The 14,837-nt window shown below is 65.3% G+C and carries 15 protein-coding genes and 1 riboswitch; of the genes, 7 read left to right on the top strand and 8 right to left on the bottom strand.

All coding sequences use genetic code 11. From position 1 onward, the window contains the following. Positions 1-178 precede the first annotated feature (178 nt). Positions 179-715 carry a hypothetical protein gene (locus CH293_RS04955; RefSeq protein WP_094719544.1) on the bottom strand — a complete coding sequence of 179 codons (537 nt, stop codon included), beginning with the start codon at positions 713-715 and terminating at the stop codon, positions 179-181. A gap of 11 nt (positions 716-726) precedes the next feature. Then, complete coding sequence (locus tag CH293_RS04950) at positions 727-1,314, bottom strand: TetR/AcrR family transcriptional regulator (RefSeq protein ID WP_094719543.1); 588 nt, start codon at positions 1,312-1,314, stop codon at positions 727-729. A gap of 83 nt (positions 1,315-1,397) precedes the next feature. Here CH293_RS04950 and CH293_RS04945 point away from each other — a divergent pair, with 83 nt between their 5' ends. Continuing rightward, on the top strand, positions 1,398-2,537 hold the full coding sequence (locus tag CH293_RS04945; protein ID WP_037107349.1) for an acyl-CoA dehydrogenase family protein: 1,140 nt from the start codon (positions 1,398-1,400) through the stop codon (positions 2,535-2,537). 20 nt (positions 2,538-2,557) lie between these two features. Here the strand turns inward: CH293_RS04945 and CH293_RS04940 are convergent, their stop codons facing one another. The 4 genes from CH293_RS04940 to CH293_RS04925 form a co-directional block, all read right to left on the bottom strand. Beyond that, complete coding sequence (locus tag CH293_RS04940; protein WP_094719542.1) at positions 2,558-3,358, bottom strand: ABC transporter; 801 nt, start codon at positions 3,356-3,358, stop codon at positions 2,558-2,560. A 26-nt stretch (positions 3,359-3,384) separates the two neighbouring features. Continuing rightward, positions 3,385-3,699 (bottom strand): multidrug efflux SMR transporter, encoded by a 315-nt coding sequence (locus tag CH293_RS04935; protein ID WP_020113381.1) that lies wholly within the window; start codon positions 3,697-3,699, stop codon positions 3,385-3,387. Positions 3,700-3,712: 13 nt separating this feature from the next. Continuing rightward, positions 3,713-3,776, bottom strand: a riboswitch (guanidine-III (ykkC-III) riboswitch). Between the two features lie 25 nt (positions 3,777-3,801). Beyond that, complete coding sequence (locus CH293_RS04930) at positions 3,802-4,479, bottom strand: TIGR03943 family protein (RefSeq protein WP_020113380.1); 678 nt, start codon at positions 4,477-4,479, stop codon at positions 3,802-3,804. Then, positions 4,476-5,474: a permease gene (locus CH293_RS04925; protein WP_094719541.1), complete on the bottom strand. Its 999-nt coding sequence runs from the start codon at positions 5,472-5,474 to the stop codon at positions 4,476-4,478. The genes CH293_RS04930 and CH293_RS04925 overlap by 4 nt, the downstream gene beginning before the upstream one ends. A 90-nt stretch (positions 5,475-5,564) precedes the next feature. Here CH293_RS04925 and CH293_RS04920 point away from each other — a divergent pair, with 90 nt between their 5' ends. Continuing rightward, positions 5,565-6,263, top strand: coding sequence for a response regulator transcription factor (locus tag CH293_RS04920; RefSeq protein ID WP_026347530.1), 699 nt, complete (start codon positions 5,565-5,567; stop codon positions 6,261-6,263). After that, on the top strand, positions 6,260-7,684 hold the full coding sequence (locus CH293_RS04915; protein ID WP_094719540.1) for a HAMP domain-containing sensor histidine kinase: 1,425 nt from the start codon (positions 6,260-6,262) through the stop codon (positions 7,682-7,684). The genes CH293_RS04920 and CH293_RS04915 overlap by 4 nt, the downstream gene beginning before the upstream one ends. Here CH293_RS04915 and CH293_RS04910 read toward each other — a convergent pair. Then, positions 7,681-9,051 carry an MFS transporter gene (locus CH293_RS04910; RefSeq protein ID WP_094719545.1) on the bottom strand — a complete coding sequence of 457 codons (1,371 nt, stop codon included), beginning with the start codon at positions 9,049-9,051 and terminating at the stop codon, positions 7,681-7,683. The two genes, CH293_RS04915 and CH293_RS04910, sit on opposite strands and share 4 nt — an antisense overlap. A gap of 79 nt (positions 9,052-9,130) precedes the next feature. Between CH293_RS04910 and CH293_RS04905 the strand changes: the two genes are divergently transcribed. Beyond that, a complete protein-coding gene (locus CH293_RS04905; RefSeq protein ID WP_094719539.1) occupies positions 9,131-9,646 on the top strand; it encodes a helix-turn-helix domain-containing protein in 516 nt (171 codons plus the stop codon). On the opposite strand, the gene CH293_RS04900 is transcribed toward CH293_RS04905, so the two are convergent. After that, complete coding sequence (locus tag CH293_RS04900; protein ID WP_037107370.1) at positions 9,639-10,064, bottom strand: HIT family protein; 426 nt, start codon at positions 10,062-10,064, stop codon at positions 9,639-9,641. The genes CH293_RS04905 and CH293_RS04900 overlap by 8 nt on opposite strands. 122 nt (positions 10,065-10,186) lie before the next feature. Between CH293_RS04900 and CH293_RS04895 the strand changes: the two genes are divergently transcribed. From CH293_RS04895 to purD, 3 genes are read left to right on the top strand one after another with little or no spacing between them, the layout of a single operon-like run. Next, positions 10,187-11,428 (top strand): bifunctional glycosyltransferase family 2/GtrA family protein, encoded by a 1,242-nt coding sequence (locus tag CH293_RS04895; RefSeq protein WP_037107373.1) that lies wholly within the window; start codon positions 10,187-10,189, stop codon positions 11,426-11,428. Further along, complete coding sequence (locus CH293_RS04890) at positions 11,425-13,449, top strand: glycosyltransferase family 39 protein (RefSeq protein WP_094719538.1); 2,025 nt, start codon at positions 11,425-11,427, stop codon at positions 13,447-13,449. Before CH293_RS04895 ends, CH293_RS04890 begins: the two co-directional genes overlap by 4 nt. A gap of 45 nt (positions 13,450-13,494) precedes the next feature. Further along, on the top strand, positions 13,495-14,745 hold the full coding sequence (gene purD / locus CH293_RS04885) for a phosphoribosylamine--glycine ligase (protein ID WP_094719537.1): 1,251 nt from the start codon (positions 13,495-13,497) through the stop codon (positions 14,743-14,745). Positions 14,746-14,837 lie beyond the last annotated feature (92 nt).

The following is a 14,837-nucleotide window of genomic DNA, read 5'->3' as shown; positions in this document are numbered from 1 at the left end:
ACACCCACCTGGTGGGAACAACACATGTCCCCCACCACACCCGAACCCACCACCGCCGACCTCCGACACGCACCCACCGACACCGCCCGCACCCGAATCCGACTCCTCCGCCGAAAACTACGACAACACAAAACCATCCAACGCCTCCGCGAACGAAAGAAACCACCACCGTTCTGATCTACGAAGGCGGTCGATAGTCCTCGGGCACTCGGTATTTACCGCCTCGGATCACATACATCGCGTACCCGGCGATGCCGAGCACGTAGGCGACGGTCGGAGCCGCGAGGACCCACGTCGAGACCGACCCGTCGTCGGATCCTGTTGTTCCGGCGACTACGGTCATCCACGTCAGGAGGGCAATCGTCGCTGCGCCGATCCATTCGAGATCCTCGGCGATCATGTGATCGAACGTTGCGCGCTGCGCGGGATGCGTCCAGTATCGGTGTGCCCGGGGATCGGGGAGATTGATCATCTGCGCGGGGATGTACCGGATCCACCGGCGCGCACCCGCGAACAACACACCGAGCGCAAGACCGACGCCGGCCATCGTGGCGACGAACGACCACGGGGATTCCGTGCGCGTGACGACGCCGGACCCGTCGAAATGTGCCGGAACGTCGCCGTCGGATGTCGCGGCGACGAAAACGAGCGAGAGAACGAATACCAGACATGAGGCCCAGAAGGCTGTTCTGGACGCGTGCCGACCGTTCCTCATCGCCGCCGATTCTACGAAGGTGCCTGGTGACCGCTGATGCCGGTGGTGAGGAGGGCGGCGAGTTCGGCGTACGCCTGGGAGTCGTCGAGGCCGGTGCGTTCGGAGATCTCACGCGATTGAATGCGCGCCATTGTCGATGCGGCGACGTCGGCGACGAATGCGGCATGGACACTGCGGACTTCGCCGGCCGCGGCACCGTCGTCGATCAGGGCTTGAACGCGTTTGGCCGCGAACGCTGTGTTCTGCTCGTAGATTTCGCGTGCCGGAGGGAAGGCCGCAAGGTCGTTCATGAACTGTCGTGACGCCGGCTGCAGGGCGTCGCCCACTGCGGTCAGGTACGCGGTCAGGCGGTTGCCGAACCCGTCGACCCCGACGATCGCTGCCTCGACGCGGTCCGTTGCACCGCGGAAGAAGTGCACGGTTGCAGCTCGGACGAGCTGTTCTTTGCTGCCTGCCAGGGTGTAGAGCGTCGATTTGCTGCAGCGGAGGCGCGCCGAGATGTCGTCGAGCGTGAGGTGGGCGAACCCTTCGCTCAACAGGAGGTCGACGAGCTGGTCGAACAGTTGGGCACGGCGGGCCGTCGCGTGAGCTGCGGTCATGAGCCTCGACAGTACTGCAGTAGGCCATTCAGTATCATATGCAGTACTGTGATGGGACCGTCAGTACTGTGAGGAGTTCGAAAGTGCCTGTCGATCGTTTGTTGCCCACCGAAGAAGCCCGGGACCTCATCCAGCTCACGCGCGATGTCGCGGACAAGGTGCTGGATCCCATCGTCGACGAGCACGAGAAGAACGAGACCTACCCCGAAGGCGTGTTCGGCACCCTCGGTGAAGCCGGGCTGTTGAGCCTCCCGTTCCCGGAGGAGTGGGGCGGCGGTGGCCAGCCGTACGAGGTCTACCTGCAGGTACTGGAAGAACTGGCGGCCCGCTGGGCTGCGGTGGCCGTTGCGGTCAGCGTGCACAGTCTCGCGTGCTCCCCGCTGCTGGCGTTCGGAACCGAGGAGCAGAAGCAGCGCTGGCTTCCGGACATGCTGGGCGGCAGTCTCGTCGGCGCATACAGTTTGTCCGAGCCGCAAGCGGGATCCGACGCCGCCGCGTTGACCTGCAAGGCGACAGCCAAGGACGACGGATACGTCGTCAACGGCGCCAAGGCGTGGATCACTCACGGCGGTATCGCAGATTTCTACAACCTCTTCGCTCGGACCGGTGAAGGGTCCAAGGGTGTTTCCTGCTTCCTCGTTCCCAAGGACCAGGAGGGTCTCTCCTTCGGCAAGCCGGAGGAGAAGATGGGTCTGCACGCAGTGCCCACCACGTCGGCGAACTACGACAATGCCTTCGTCTCGGCCGAGCGACGTCTCGGCGCCGAGGGGCAAGGCCTCCAGATCGCCTTCAGTGCACTCGATTCCGGCCGCCTGGGAATTGCTGCGGTTGCCGTGGGTATCGCCCAGGCAGCCCTGAACGACGCAGTCGCCTACGCCAACGAGCGCACGACGTTCGGCAAGAAGATCGTCGACCATCAGGGTCTTGGTTTCCTGTTGGCCGACATGGCGGCCGCGGTCGATTCCGCGCGGGCCACCTACATCGATGCTGCTCGACGTCGCGATGCCGGGTTGGATTACTCGCGGGGCGCATCGGTCGCGAAACTCGTCGCGACCGACGCCGCGATGAAGGTCACCACCGACGCGGTCCAGGTGTTCGGCGGGTACGGCTACACGCGGGACTTCCGCGTCGAGCGGTACATGCGCGACGCCAAGATCACGCAGATCTTCGAGGGCACCAACCAGATTCAGCGTCTGGTCATTGCCCGGGGTCTGCGAAACTGATGCCTGCGCGGCTGGTCCGTCTACTGCAGTTCGTGGACGGTCTGCTTGCCCTTGAGCCAGCGATTGGGTAGCCGACCGACCAACTCGCCCAACGGATTCACTGCCTGCGACAAAATCTCGACCGAGTCCTGCAGGATGTCAATGCTGACGCCCATGCGTTCGATGTTGGGTGCCAGCTGAGACAAGGTTTCGGTCAAGGTCACGAGCTGATCGAGCGGACCACCCTTGGCGGTCAGCCTCTCGATGGCGCCGCCCTCGGCGAGCAGCTGTTCCAGCAGGCCGCCTTCCTGGGTGGCGCGTTCGATGATGCCGTCCTCGCGGGTCAGAAGTTCGAGCGGTCCGTCCTTGGCGGTCAGGCGTTCGAGGGGGCCGTCGACGGCGGTGATTCGATCGAGTAGCCCACCGGCGGCGAGCAGTCGCTCGAGCGGACCGTCCTCGGCGAGCAGCCGGTCCAGAGGTCCATCGGTGGCGGTCACACGGTCGACAGGTCCACCGGGAGCCAACAACCGTTCGAGCGTGCCCTCCTCCGACGTCAACCTGTCGACGACGCCGCCGGGCGCGAGCAGTCGGTCGAGCGGGCCTCCCTCGCGCAGAGCGTTGCCCAACGCTCGGTCGTCCGAGGTGAGCTGACCCAGCTGGGACAGCAGCTGCATCGTGCCGCCCTTGGGATCGGTGAGCGAGGCCAGGTTGGCAGGCGTGGCTGCACCGGTCTCGAGGGCGAATCGAGTGGTGGACAGAATCGCCCCCGAGACCTCCAGGGCAGTTTCCGCGATGGCAATCCCAGCGCGTGCAGGCAGTGTGATCGCGGACACCCAGTTCATGGAAGTTACTGTAACTGCTGGATCGGTCAGTGCAGCAGCTTCAGCCCGACGACGCAGCCGACGATGCCCACGAGCAGCGCGACCTTGATCCACGACGACGATTCGTCGCCTGTGATCATCGCGTAGGCGACGGTGAGGGTTGCGCCGATTCCGACCCAGACGGCGTATGCGGTGCCGACGGGCAGGGTGCGCATCGCGACGGCCAGGCCGCCCATGCTGGCGACGAGGGCGACACCGAAGACGATCGTGGGAACGGGGCGCGAAAAACCATCGGACTTGCCGAGGGCGGTGGCCCACACTGCTTCGAGTACGCCGGAGATGACAAGAATGACCCAAGCCATGAGAAAACACTCCCATGCACCGTCTTGTCGCTGGCCGGGTACGGTGCGCTCGTCCGCTGGTCCCACTGTGTCGAATTCAGCAAGACTGGTACTAGGGTACCACTAATAGGCGTACGTGTTCTCGGGTTCGTCGATCTGCTCGACACCGGTCACTGTCATCGTCGGAATGTTGCCCGTCTCCGGGGACGACTCGCCGACGGTTCCACGCACCCGCAGCCACTCGCCCTCCACGTCTCGGTCCAAGTGGATGCGGATGGATCGCGCGTCGGCAGCGCAGCAGATGATCAGAATGCGCGCCAGATCGACACTGCCGTCCGGGTTCTCCACTCGAATCCCCGTCACGGTGATCTCGCGATCGTCGAGGCTGCCCGTGCTGTCCCTCGCGGCACGCTGAACGACGTCGAGCAGCGATACTTCAGGCGCCTCGCCGTCGGGCAACGGTGGAAACGCGGTGCGCTGGACAGGACCGGCCGCGACCACCCGATCCGACACCGACGACACGTCGAGTGCGGGCGGCGCGACGAACAGAATCAACGCCGCCGGAAGAAGCAACATCCAGTACGGACGAGAGCTGTGGGCGTGGTCGTCGTCCGCCGGTCCGCCTCGCCGGACGTCGCGAACGATCGCCACCACCGCCAAGCCGACGATGAAAATCCCGCTGGCCAGCAGGTAGGGGTGCAGGCTCGGCTTCACGTAGCGCAGAAAGCTTCCGTCCACGGAGATCTTGACCATCGCGCCACCGACGAGCAGAAGCAGGACGTTCTGCGTCTCCCGCCTCATCGGACACCCAGAACGACAAGCCCGACGGAGGTAGCGCACGCCACTGCGACGACGAAGGTGACCGGGGCGAATCGGGCGACGAATCCACGTCCGAAACTGCCCGCCTGCATCGCCATCAACTTGACGTCGACCGCGGGGCCGACGACGAGGAACACCAGCCGGGGGAGTAGAGGCAGCATCGACATGCTCGCTGCGACGAAGGCGTCGGCCTCCGAACACAACGCGAGAACGACGGCCAGAACTGCCATCACCAGAATCGCCAGGAGCATCTGCCCGGCGAGGTGTTCGAGGATGGAATCGGGAACGACGATGTGCAGCAGCGCCGCGGCTCCGGCTCCGAGGACGAGGAAGGCGCCCGCCTGCATCAGGTCGTGTCGTGCGGATTCGGTGAACACTTCCCATTTCGACCGCGAAGAATCGTGGCTGTGATCGGCGAATTTCTTCGTGATCCACTCGGCACGTCCGATTCTGGCCCACAACCAGCCCATCACCAGGGCAGTGGCCAGCGATGCAAGAAATCTCGCCAACACCATCCGCGGTTCACCGGGGAACGCGACAGCCGTCGACACCAGCACCACAGGGTTGATGGCAGGTGCGGACAGGAGGAATGCGAGCGCCGCCGACGTCGGCGCACCCTGGTCCATCAGACGCCTGGATACCGGAACGGCGCCGCATTCGCACCCGGGCAGGGCCATTCCGGCCAGTCCGGAGACACCGACCGCAGCTTTCTCGTCGGCCGGCAGCAGTCGCTCCAGAACCCGCGGCGAGACGAACGCGGCGATCCCACCGCTGACCAGCACACCGAGCACCAGAAACGGGGTTGCCTGAACGAAGACACCCAGGAATATCGTCGCACCCGTTCGTAGCTGGGGAAAGGAATTCACCGCCGTGACCAGCTGCTCCCGGAACGCGATCGCGCACACGAGCAGAAATGCGAATACGTGCATCGAATCGATGCGGCGGACCGGACTCGCCGAGGTGTCCGTCGTCGCCATCGCCGTCCATCATGCACCCCACGCGGCTCTCACAGAAACCTCACAGCGAGAGTGCAGCAAGTGCGCAGGCTGCGGGTCCAGAATGGGTACGTGAGCGAAACACCTGAGGCCCGAGTGCTGGTCGTCGACGACGAACCGACAATTCTGGAGCTGCTGTCGGTCAGCCTGCGATTCCAGGGGTTCGACGTCCAGACCGCATCGTCCGGACCCGAGGGGCTGGACAAGGCGCGCACGTTCCGGCCCGAAGCCGTGATACTCGACGTCATGATGCCGGGGATGGACGGGTTCGGTCTGCTGCGCAGGCTGCGTGCCGACGGCGTCGACGCACCCGCGCTGTTCCTGACCGCCCGCGATTCCGTGGAGGACAAGGTCTCGGGTCTGACGCTCGGCGCCGACGACTACGTCACCAAACCGTTCAGCCTCGAAGAGGTGGTTGCTCGGTTGAGGGTCATTCTGCGTCGATCCGGAAAGACGGAGGAGACTGCACCGTCGCGAATCTCGTTCGCGGACATCGAACTCGACGACGACACCCACGAGGTGTGGAAGGCAGGCGAGCCGGTTGCACTCTCGCCGACGGAATTCACGCTGCTCCGGTATTTCATGGTCAACGCAGGCACGGTGCTGAGCAAGCCCCGGATTCTGGATCACGTGTGGCACTACGATTTCGGCGGGGAAGTCGGCGTCGTCGAGTCCTACGTGTCCTACCTGCGCCGCAAGGTGGACACGGGGGACACCCGGCTCATCCACACTCTGCGTGGTGTCGGATACGTCATGCGGCAGCCGCGGTGAGGCGCCTTCCGGCGCCGAGGGACGTTCCGCTGCGGTTCACGCTTGTCGCGGCGCTGTTGCTCCTCGTCGCGACCGGGCTTCTGGCGTCGGGCATCGCGGTGACGTCCGCGCTCGAGCAGTCGCTCGTCGAACGCGTCGACAAGAGCTTGTTCGACGCGTCCCGCGTGTGGGCGGAACCCCGGAATCCGGACATGCCACCGCCGTCGGAGTCCAGGCGGCCACCGGCGGACTTCTACGTGAAAGCGACCGACACCGACGGCCAGATCAGGATCGAGGAGGACGCCGGGCAGAACGTTCCCGACGTCGACGGCGTCGACACGTCGCGGCCGACCACGGTCGGTTCCGTCGACGGAGACGAGGAGTGGCGAGCCTTCAGCGTCACCAATTCTCAGGGCACCACCGTGGTCGCGCAGAGTCTGACGCCGACCAAGACCACGGTGGACAAGCTCGTCGTTCTCCAGTTGATCATCGGAGCAATCGTTCTGGCAGTACTGGCGGTAGTCGCCTATTTCGTGGTCCGACGGAGTCTGCGCCCACTCGTGGAGGTGGAGGGAACAGCCGCGGCGATCGCGGCCGGTGACCTGCACGAGCGGGTGCCGGAGAGGAGTTCACGCACCGAGATCGGCAAGCTGTCGATTGCGTTGAACGGCATGCTCACTCGCATTCAGCAGGCGTTCGCGGCGAGCGAGGCGTCCGAGGAGGCCGCCCGCGCGTCCGAGGACAAGATGAGACGCTTCGTCGCCGACGCGAGTCACGAGCTACGCACACCACTGACGACGATTCGGGGATTCGCGGAGCTGCATCGGCAAGGCGCGATGAGCGACATCACGTTGTTGATGAATCGCATCGAGGGTGAATCGGCACGCATGGGTTTGCTCGTCGAGGATCTGCTGATGCTGGCCAGGCTCGACGCGCAACGCCCGCTGGAGGCTCGATCCGTCGACGTGCTCACCATCGCTGCCGATGCCGTCCACGATGCGCGAGCGGTCGCCCCCGAACGCGATATTTCACTGAAAGTCGTGTCAGGGCCTGGCATTCCCGAGGTCACCGGTGACGACGCCCGGTTGCGTCAGGTGGTGGCCAACCTCGTCGGAAACGCTGTTCGGCACACTCCATCCGACGCGTCCATCGAGATCCGTGTCGGCACCACGGACACGTCGGTGCGACTCGAGGTCAGCGACACCGGGCCTGGCCTGTCGGCCGAGGAATCGGCGCACGTCTTCGAGCGCTTCTATCGTGCGGACAGCTCCCGTACTCGCGAAAGCGGCGGCAGCGGACTGGGATTGTCGATCGTCGCGGCCCTCGTCGCTGCGCACGGCGGTACCGTCACCGTCGACAGCACCCCCGGTCAGGGTGCGACGTTCCGGGTGGAACTGCCCCGGGTGAATCAGGACCGGGTGAATCAGGACCGGGTGAACTAGACCCGGCGGCGGCAGGCGAGTACCACCAGCGCGCCGACGATGGACGCGGCGGTGGTGAACAGTACGGCGCTGTTCCATCCTTCGACGACACCGGCGACACTGGGGGTTCCGGTCGGGACGGCAAGTACGGCAACCACGGTGACGCCGACGGCCGAACCTACGTATCGCGCTGTGTTGTTGGCGCCGCTACCCATGCCGGCGCGTCCGGCGGGCACGCTGGCGACGGCTTCGCGGCCGAGTGCGGCGTTGAGGACTCCACTGGAGACACCGGCGATCAGGAGACCGGGCAGCAAGCGGGACCACGTCGAGTCCTCGGACAGGCCGAGTAGAAAGAGCTGCCCGACGGCAACCCCTAGTAGTCCGATGGCCAGCTGTGTCACGCCCGAGATGCTCGGGGGGATTTTTCGAGCGAGCAGGGCCGTGACGACGGACGTGCCGGACCACGCGAACATCAGCAGTGCGGCTTCCAACGCTTGAATATCGTAGGCATTTCCGAGGAATCCGGACACGTACGACATGAGTGCGATGATGCCGGCACCGGTCATGAGTGCGGCAACGGTTGCCGCGACGAAAGGTGGATGGGCGAACAGCGTCAAGTCCAACATCGCTGTACTGCTGCGGAATTCCACGACGACGAACATGCTCAGAAGTATCGTTGCGACGACGAACAATCCGATGGGCAGCGGCTCGGCCCATCCCTGCCGCCCCTCGATCAGGGCCGCCAGCAGTGCGCTGATGCCCAGGCCCAGCAGAACCGCGCCCGTCGGATCCAGTCCGCGCGGAACGTCTGCTCTCGACTCGACGACGACACGGTGCGAGACGTAGGCCAACACAGCTGCGGCGACGGCGAGCACGATGTATGCGTCGCGCCAGGTGGCGATGCGGTCGAAACCGGCGGCGATCAACGGCCCCAGAGCGATTCCTGCGCCGACGCTGGCGCCCCAGATTCCGCTCGCGCGCGCCCGCAAGGGGCCGACCGGGTGAGTGTGCGCGATGATCCCGAGGCTCGACGCGACCAGTGCTGCGCCGCCGATACCCTGCGCGATGCGGGCGATCACGAAGATCAGTGTGTTGGGCGCAACGGCGCATGCAACGGAGCCGGCGGCGAGCGCGGCAGCGCCGATCGCGAACGTCCGTCGGCGTCCGAAATCGTCGGCGACGGTTCCCGCGGTCAACAAAGCCGCACCGAGCCCGATGCTCATCGAGCTCAGAATCCAGGTCTTCCCGGCAGCGTCGCTTCCGAGGGTTGTCGCCGTCGGATTGATGGTCGCCAAGGGCGCTGTGAACGCCACCAGGGTCAGCAGAGTGCCGAGCGACGCGATCACAAGTGAGCGTCGTTGCACGGTGGACGGGTCGGTGGTGGTCATGGTTCCCCTTGGTTCGGTGACCGAACTGTAACCGCGCGATTCGGTTCGGTCAACAGACCATTCGGGTAGGCTTCCGTGCATGGCCCTCGGCGTCGACTACGTACATCAGGATTGCTCGATGGCACGTGCGCTCGAACTCGTCGGCGAGCGCTGGACGCTTCTCATCGTGCGTGACTCGCTGTTCGGTGTACGACGGTTCTCGGACTTCCAGACCCATCTGGAGATGTCGAAGGCCGTCCTCACGCAGCGGCTCGCAGGCCTCGTCGACGCTGGATTGCTCGAGCGTGTACCTCACGGCGGCCGCGACGAATACGTTCCGACGACAGCGCTCGAGGGGTTGTGGCACGTGGTCTTCGCGCTGAACGACTGGGGCGGTACCCAGGTTCCGTCGCCGGGCGGTGCGCGTCGGGAATTCCTGCATGCCGACTGCGGAACCCTCCTGACAGGCCCCGGCCTGTGCGCCCATTGTGGAATCGCCCCAGGACCTCGCGACGTGCTCATGCGTCCTGGGCCGGGAATCGGAGACACCGTACGGCCGAACGCAGTGTCCGCGGCACTGCGTTCGACGCGCCGATTGCTCGACCCGATCAGGTAGGTACGTTCGCTCCGTAACCGAGTTCGGTCAGTGCAGCCTTGATCTTCGTCGCTGCCTCGTCCTGCGACTCGGCCGAGGGGCTCGGGTCCGCACCGGAGATGTCGAAGTTCCCCATCTCGAACGCCGGGAACACGTGCAGGTGCAGATGCGGCACTTCCAGCCCGGCGATCAGGAAACCGGCTCGCGGTGCGTCGAAACCCTTGACCACAGCCTGACCGATCTTCTGCGCGACCGACGTCAACTTGCCGAACACCGCGCCGTCGACGTCCTGCCACTGGTCGATCTCCTCGCGCGGCACGATCAGGGTGTGGCCCTGAGTGACGGGGGCGATGGTCAGGAACGCAACGACGTCGTCGTCCTCCCAGACGAATCGTCCCGGAATCTCTCCACTGATGATCTTGCTGAATACCGATGCCATGTGCCCAACCCTATGTGGCGGGCGGGACCCATGGGTCATTCCGCAGGCTCCACTCCGGCGGCACAGGAAACTGCCAGCTTGGATCCAGGCTGGTCGCAGGCAGGCAGACGAATCTGTGGTTCATGACATCGAACTCGCTACTCCGAGCAGGTGGCCGTGAGCCCAGCTCGTCCCCGGGTGACGCTGCGACAGCCGTCCTCGAGGTGGTCATTCCGGTCTACAACGAGCAGGAGGATCTCGAGCAGTGCATTCGCAGACTGCACGCGCACCTCGAGGAGACCATCCCGTTTCGCGCCCAGATCACGATCGCGGACAACGCCAGCACGGACGACACGCTCGCCGTCGCCGAGCGACTGGCTGGGGAGATCGACGGTGTGCACGTGCATCACCTCGACGAGAAGGGACGTGGCCGAGCGCTGAAAGCAGTGTGGCTGGAGTCCGATGCCGACGTCGTTGCCTACATGGACGTCGATTTGTCCACGGATCTGAACGCGTTGATGCCTCTGATCGCTCCGCTGCTCTCCGGGCACTCCGATCTCGCGATCGGTTCACGCTTGAGCCGATCGTCGCGGGTGGTGCGCGGAGCGAAGCGTGAATTCATCTCTCGCAGTTACAACCTCATCCTGCGTACCTCGCTGCGTGCGCGGTTCTCCGACGCGCAGTGCGGTTTCAAGGCGATGCGTACCGACGTCGCGCGCACACTCCTTCCGCTGGTGGAGGACAACGGCTGGTTCTTCGACACCGAACTGCTCGTCATCGCCGAGAAAGTGGGTCTGCGGATTCACGAGGTGCCGGTCGACTGGATCGATGATCCGGGCAGCAGCGTGAACATCGTCGACACCGCCGTGAAGGACCTCGAAGGATGCTGGCGAGTGGGCCGAGCGCTGGCGTCGGGTGCATTGCCGGTCGCGGAACTGCGCAAGAGTCTCGGACGGGAGCCGCTCGTGGCCGGAGTACCGCACGGAATGGTCGGGCAGCTGGTGCGCTTCGGAATCATCGGCGTCGCAAGCACGGTCGCGTATGCGCTGCTGTATCTGATGCTGCACCCATTGATCGGCGCACAGGCCGCCAACTTCCTCGGATTGTTGATCACCGCAGTCCTCAACACCGCGGCGAACCGTGCCTTCACGTTCGGTGTTCGCGGGGCCGAGAACGCCGGCCGCCACCAACTGCAGGGGCTGCTGGTGTTCGGTTTCGCGCTGCTGGTCACCAGTGGTTCACTCGCGCTACTGCACGCGGTGGCGCCCGATGTGTCGCGGCACCTCGAACTCGGGGTGCTCGTCGTCGCGAATCTCGTTGCGACGGTGTGCCGATTCATCGCGCTTCGTTGGGTGTTCCGCAGTCCGAAGGACGTGCAGAAATGACGACGCTGATGCAGCGCCCAGTCGACGAGCCGGCCCGGCACACTCGAGCTCGATGGGAATGGATCGGTCTCGCGGTGCTATTGGTGGGTACTGCCATTGCCTACATCTGGGGCCTCGGTGCGTCGGGTTGGGCGAACTCGTTCTATTCCGCTGCCGTGCAGGCCGGCTCGGTGTCCTGGAAGGCGTTCTTCTTCGGCTCGTCCGACGCGGCAAATTCCATCACCGTCGACAAACCACCCATGTCGTTGTGGGTGATGTCGTTGTCGGTTCGCGTCTTCGGACTCAGCTCCTGGGCGATGCTCATCCCGCAAGCATTGCTCGGCGTCGGTTCCGTCGCACTCCTGTGGGCGACCGTTCGTCGTCAGTTCGGATCTGCCGCCGGTCTCCTCGCCGGACTGACCCTCGCAGTCACTCCCGTTGCGGCACTGATGTTCCGCTTCAACAATCCCGACGCCCTGCTGGTGCTGCTGATGATCGCCGCGGTGTGGGCATCGATGCGGGCCATCGAGGACGGGCGTACCCGCTGGCTGGTGCTCACCGGAGTGTTCGTCGGGTTCGGGTTCTTGACCAAGCAGCTTCAGGTGATGCTCGTCATTCCGCCGATCGCGTTGATGTACCTCGCTTTCGGCCGGCCGAAGTTCGTCACCAGATCGGTCCAGCTCTTCGCCGCATTGGGCGCGGCGATCGTGTCGGCCGGCTGGTGGCTACTCGTCGTCGAACTGTGGCCGGCGTCGTCACGGCCGTGGATCGGTGGCTCGCAGAACAACTCCATCCTCGAACTGACGCTCGGATACAACGGTCTCGGCCGCCTCAACGGTGAGGAAACCGGAAGCGTGACCCCGGGTGGCGGCGGTGCCGGTGGCCCGGGCCGCGGTGCAGGAGGTGGCATGTGGGGTGAAACGGGCATCACGCGTATGTTCGACGCCTCGCAGGGCGGTCAGATCGCATGGCTCATCCCGTCGGCGCTGATCCTGCTGGCACTCGGTCTCGTGATCCGCGGACGTGCCCGTCGCATCGATCCTCAGCGCGCGGCGTTGACGGTGTGGGGACTGTGGTTGCTGGTCACCGGTCTGACGTTCAGCTTCATGGCGGGCATCTTCCACTCCTATTACACGGTGGCCCTGGCACCTGCTGTGGCAGCACTGATCGGCGCGGGCAGCGTGCTCGCGTGGCGCAACCGCGAGCGGTACTGGGTGCGTGTCGGAATGGCTGTGGCGACCAGCGCGGCCGCAGTGATGGCGTGGGTTCTTCTGGGACGTAGTGCGGACTTCGTACCGTGGTTGCGTTGGACCGTCCTCGTTGTCGGCTTGTTCGGAACACTCGCGCTGCTGATCCCGGTCATGACCCGCGGAAAGCTGGCAGTTGTTTCAGTTCTCACGGTGCTGTTCGCGGGCCTCGCCGGCCCGACCGCGTACGCACTCGACACCATCGCCACCCCGCACACCGGATCCATCGTCTCGGCCGGGCCGTCGACAGGCATGGGTGGACCAGGCGGATTCGGCGGAGGCAGAGGAATGGACGACGGCCGTACCCGCGACGGTCAATCTCGAATGCCGGGCTTCCCGATGCAGGGCGGTCAGATGCCCGCAGGGCTTCCCGGCGGAGCCGGTGTCATGGGCGGCGGAGCCGGTGGCATGGGCGGCGGAGCCGGTGGCATGGGCGGCGGAGCCGGTGGTCTGCTCAGCGGCAGTGCACCGACCGAGGCGATCACTGCGTTACTCGAAGCGGACGCCGACTCCTACACCTGGGTCGCGGCGACCGTCGGATCCAACAGTGCCTCCGGCTACCAACTGGCCACCGAGGATCCCGTCATGGCGATCGGCGGATTCAACGGCACCGACCCGTCGCCGACGCTCGAGCAATTCCAGCAGTACGTGGCGAACGGACAGATCCACTACTTCATTGCAGGCGGAGGAATGGGTGGCAGCGGTTCCGGAACATCCGCCGACATCTCCGAGTGGGTCGCGGCCAACTACACCGCCACGACGGTCGACGGCGTGACGATGTACGACCTGAGCTGACCATCTTTTTCTTCGATGGGAGTCGAGCCGATAGTCTGATGCACTGTGCGCGTACTCGTCATAGGTTCCGGTGCTCGTGAGCACGCCCTTCTTCTTGCGCTGAGCAAGGACCCGAAGGTCAGCAAACTGCTGGTCGCTCCGGGTAATGCAGGCACGGCGGCACTCGCCGAGCAGCATCCGGTCGACGTTGCGTCCGGTGCAGCGGTGACCGAGCTGGCTCGCACGGTCGAGGCGGATCTGGTGGTCATCGGACCCGAGGTCCCGCTCGTGCTGGGTGTCGCCGACGCTCTGCGTGAGGCAGGTATCGCCACGTTCGGACCGTCGGCCGACGCTGCTCGAATCGAAGGTTCGAAGGCATTCGCCAAGGACGTCATGGCGGCTGCGGGTGTGCGAACGGCGCACAGTGAAATCGTCGATTCGCCGGCGAAGCTCGACGAAGCCCTCGACCGCTTCGGCCCCAACTGGGTCGTCAAGGACGACGGACTCGCGGCAGGCAAGGGCGTCGTGGTCACCACCGATCGCCTCGCTGCTCGCGATCACGCTGCCGAGTTGCTCGAGACCGGGCATCCGGTGCTGCTGGAATCGTTCCTCGACGGACCCGAGGTGTCGCTGTTCTGCCTCGTCGACGGCAAGACCGTGGTTCCTCTTCTTCCGGCGCAGGATCACAAGCGCGTCGGCGACGGGGACACCGGTCCCAACACCGGCGGCATGGGCGCCTACACCCCGCTTCCGTGGCTGCCGGAGTCCGTGGTTGAGCAGATCGTCACCGAGGTGGTCGAGCCCGTCGCCGCCGAGATGGTGCGTCGTGGCTCGCCGTTCTCCGGTCTGCTGTACGCGGGGCTGGCCATCGGATCGCAAGGACCGGCTGTCGTCGAGTTCAACTGCCGCTTCGGCGATCCCGAGACCCAGGCAGTGCTCGCGCTGCTGGACTCCCCGCTGGGCGAGGCCCTGAACGCAACGGCCACCGGCACGCTGGACTCGCTCGAGCCGCTGCAGTGGAAGAACGGCTCGGCCGTGACCGTGGTGGTCGCAGCCGAGAACTACCCCGGCCGTCCGCGTACGGGCGACGTCATCACGGGTGCGGATGCCGACGGTGTACTCCACGCAGGCACCGCGCACAAGGACGGCGCAGTCGTCTCCGCTGGTGGCCGCGTGCTCAGCGTCGTCGGTTCGGGCGCGGATCTCGCGGAGGCGAGGGCATACGCGTACGCGAAGATCGACGCGATCAAGTTGCCGGGCAGTCACTACCGCACCGATATCGGCCTCGCTGCGCTCGAAGGGCGCATCTCACTCTGAGGACCCGAGCCTGATGCTCCACTATCGAGTCGAATGCGCGGAAAACCGCGTATCCGTCGAAGGAATGGAGCATCAGGCACCCCTGCTGCGTT

This window comes from Rhodococcus sp. 14-2470-1b (genome assembly GCF_002259415.1).
Classification (GTDB): domain Bacteria; phylum Actinomycetota; class Actinomycetes; order Mycobacteriales; family Mycobacteriaceae; genus Rhodococcoides.
This window is presented reverse-complemented; position numbering and strand designations above follow the sequence as displayed.

Excerpts from the sequence above, each read along its gene's own strand:
- CH293_RS04900 (WP_037107370.1), bottom strand. The coding sequence starts at position 10,064 with ATGGCATCGGTATTCAGCAAGATCATCAGTGGAGAGATTCCGGGACGA.
- CH293_RS04935 (WP_020113381.1), bottom strand. The coding sequence starts at position 3,699 with ATGGCTTGGGTCATTCTTGTCATCTCCGGCGTACTCGAAGCAGTGTGG.
- CH293_RS04890 (WP_094719538.1), top strand. The coding sequence starts at position 11,425 with ATGACGACGCTGATGCAGCGCCCAGTCGACGAGCCGGCCCGGCACACT.
- CH293_RS04925 (WP_094719541.1), bottom strand. The coding sequence starts at position 5,474 with ATGGCGACGACGGACACCTCGGCGAGTCCGGTCCGCCGCATCGATTCG.
- CH293_RS04955 (WP_094719544.1), bottom strand. The coding sequence starts at position 715 with ATGAGGAACGGTCGGCACGCGTCCAGAACAGCCTTCTGGGCCTCATGT.
- CH293_RS04940 (WP_094719542.1), bottom strand. The coding sequence starts at position 3,358 with ATGAACTGGGTGTCCGCGATCACACTGCCTGCACGCGCTGGGATTGCC.
- CH293_RS04905 (WP_094719539.1), top strand. The coding sequence starts at position 9,131 with ATGGCCCTCGGCGTCGACTACGTACATCAGGATTGCTCGATGGCACGT.
- CH293_RS04895 (WP_037107373.1), top strand. The coding sequence starts at position 10,187 with ATGACATCGAACTCGCTACTCCGAGCAGGTGGCCGTGAGCCCAGCTCG.
- CH293_RS04930 (WP_020113380.1), bottom strand. The coding sequence starts at position 4,479 with ATGAGGCGGGAGACGCAGAACGTCCTGCTTCTGCTCGTCGGTGGCGCG.
- CH293_RS04910 (WP_094719545.1), bottom strand. The coding sequence starts at position 9,051 with ATGACCACCACCGACCCGTCCACCGTGCAACGACGCTCACTTGTGATC.
- CH293_RS04950 (WP_094719543.1), bottom strand. The coding sequence starts at position 1,314 with ATGACCGCAGCTCACGCGACGGCCCGCCGTGCCCAACTGTTCGACCAG.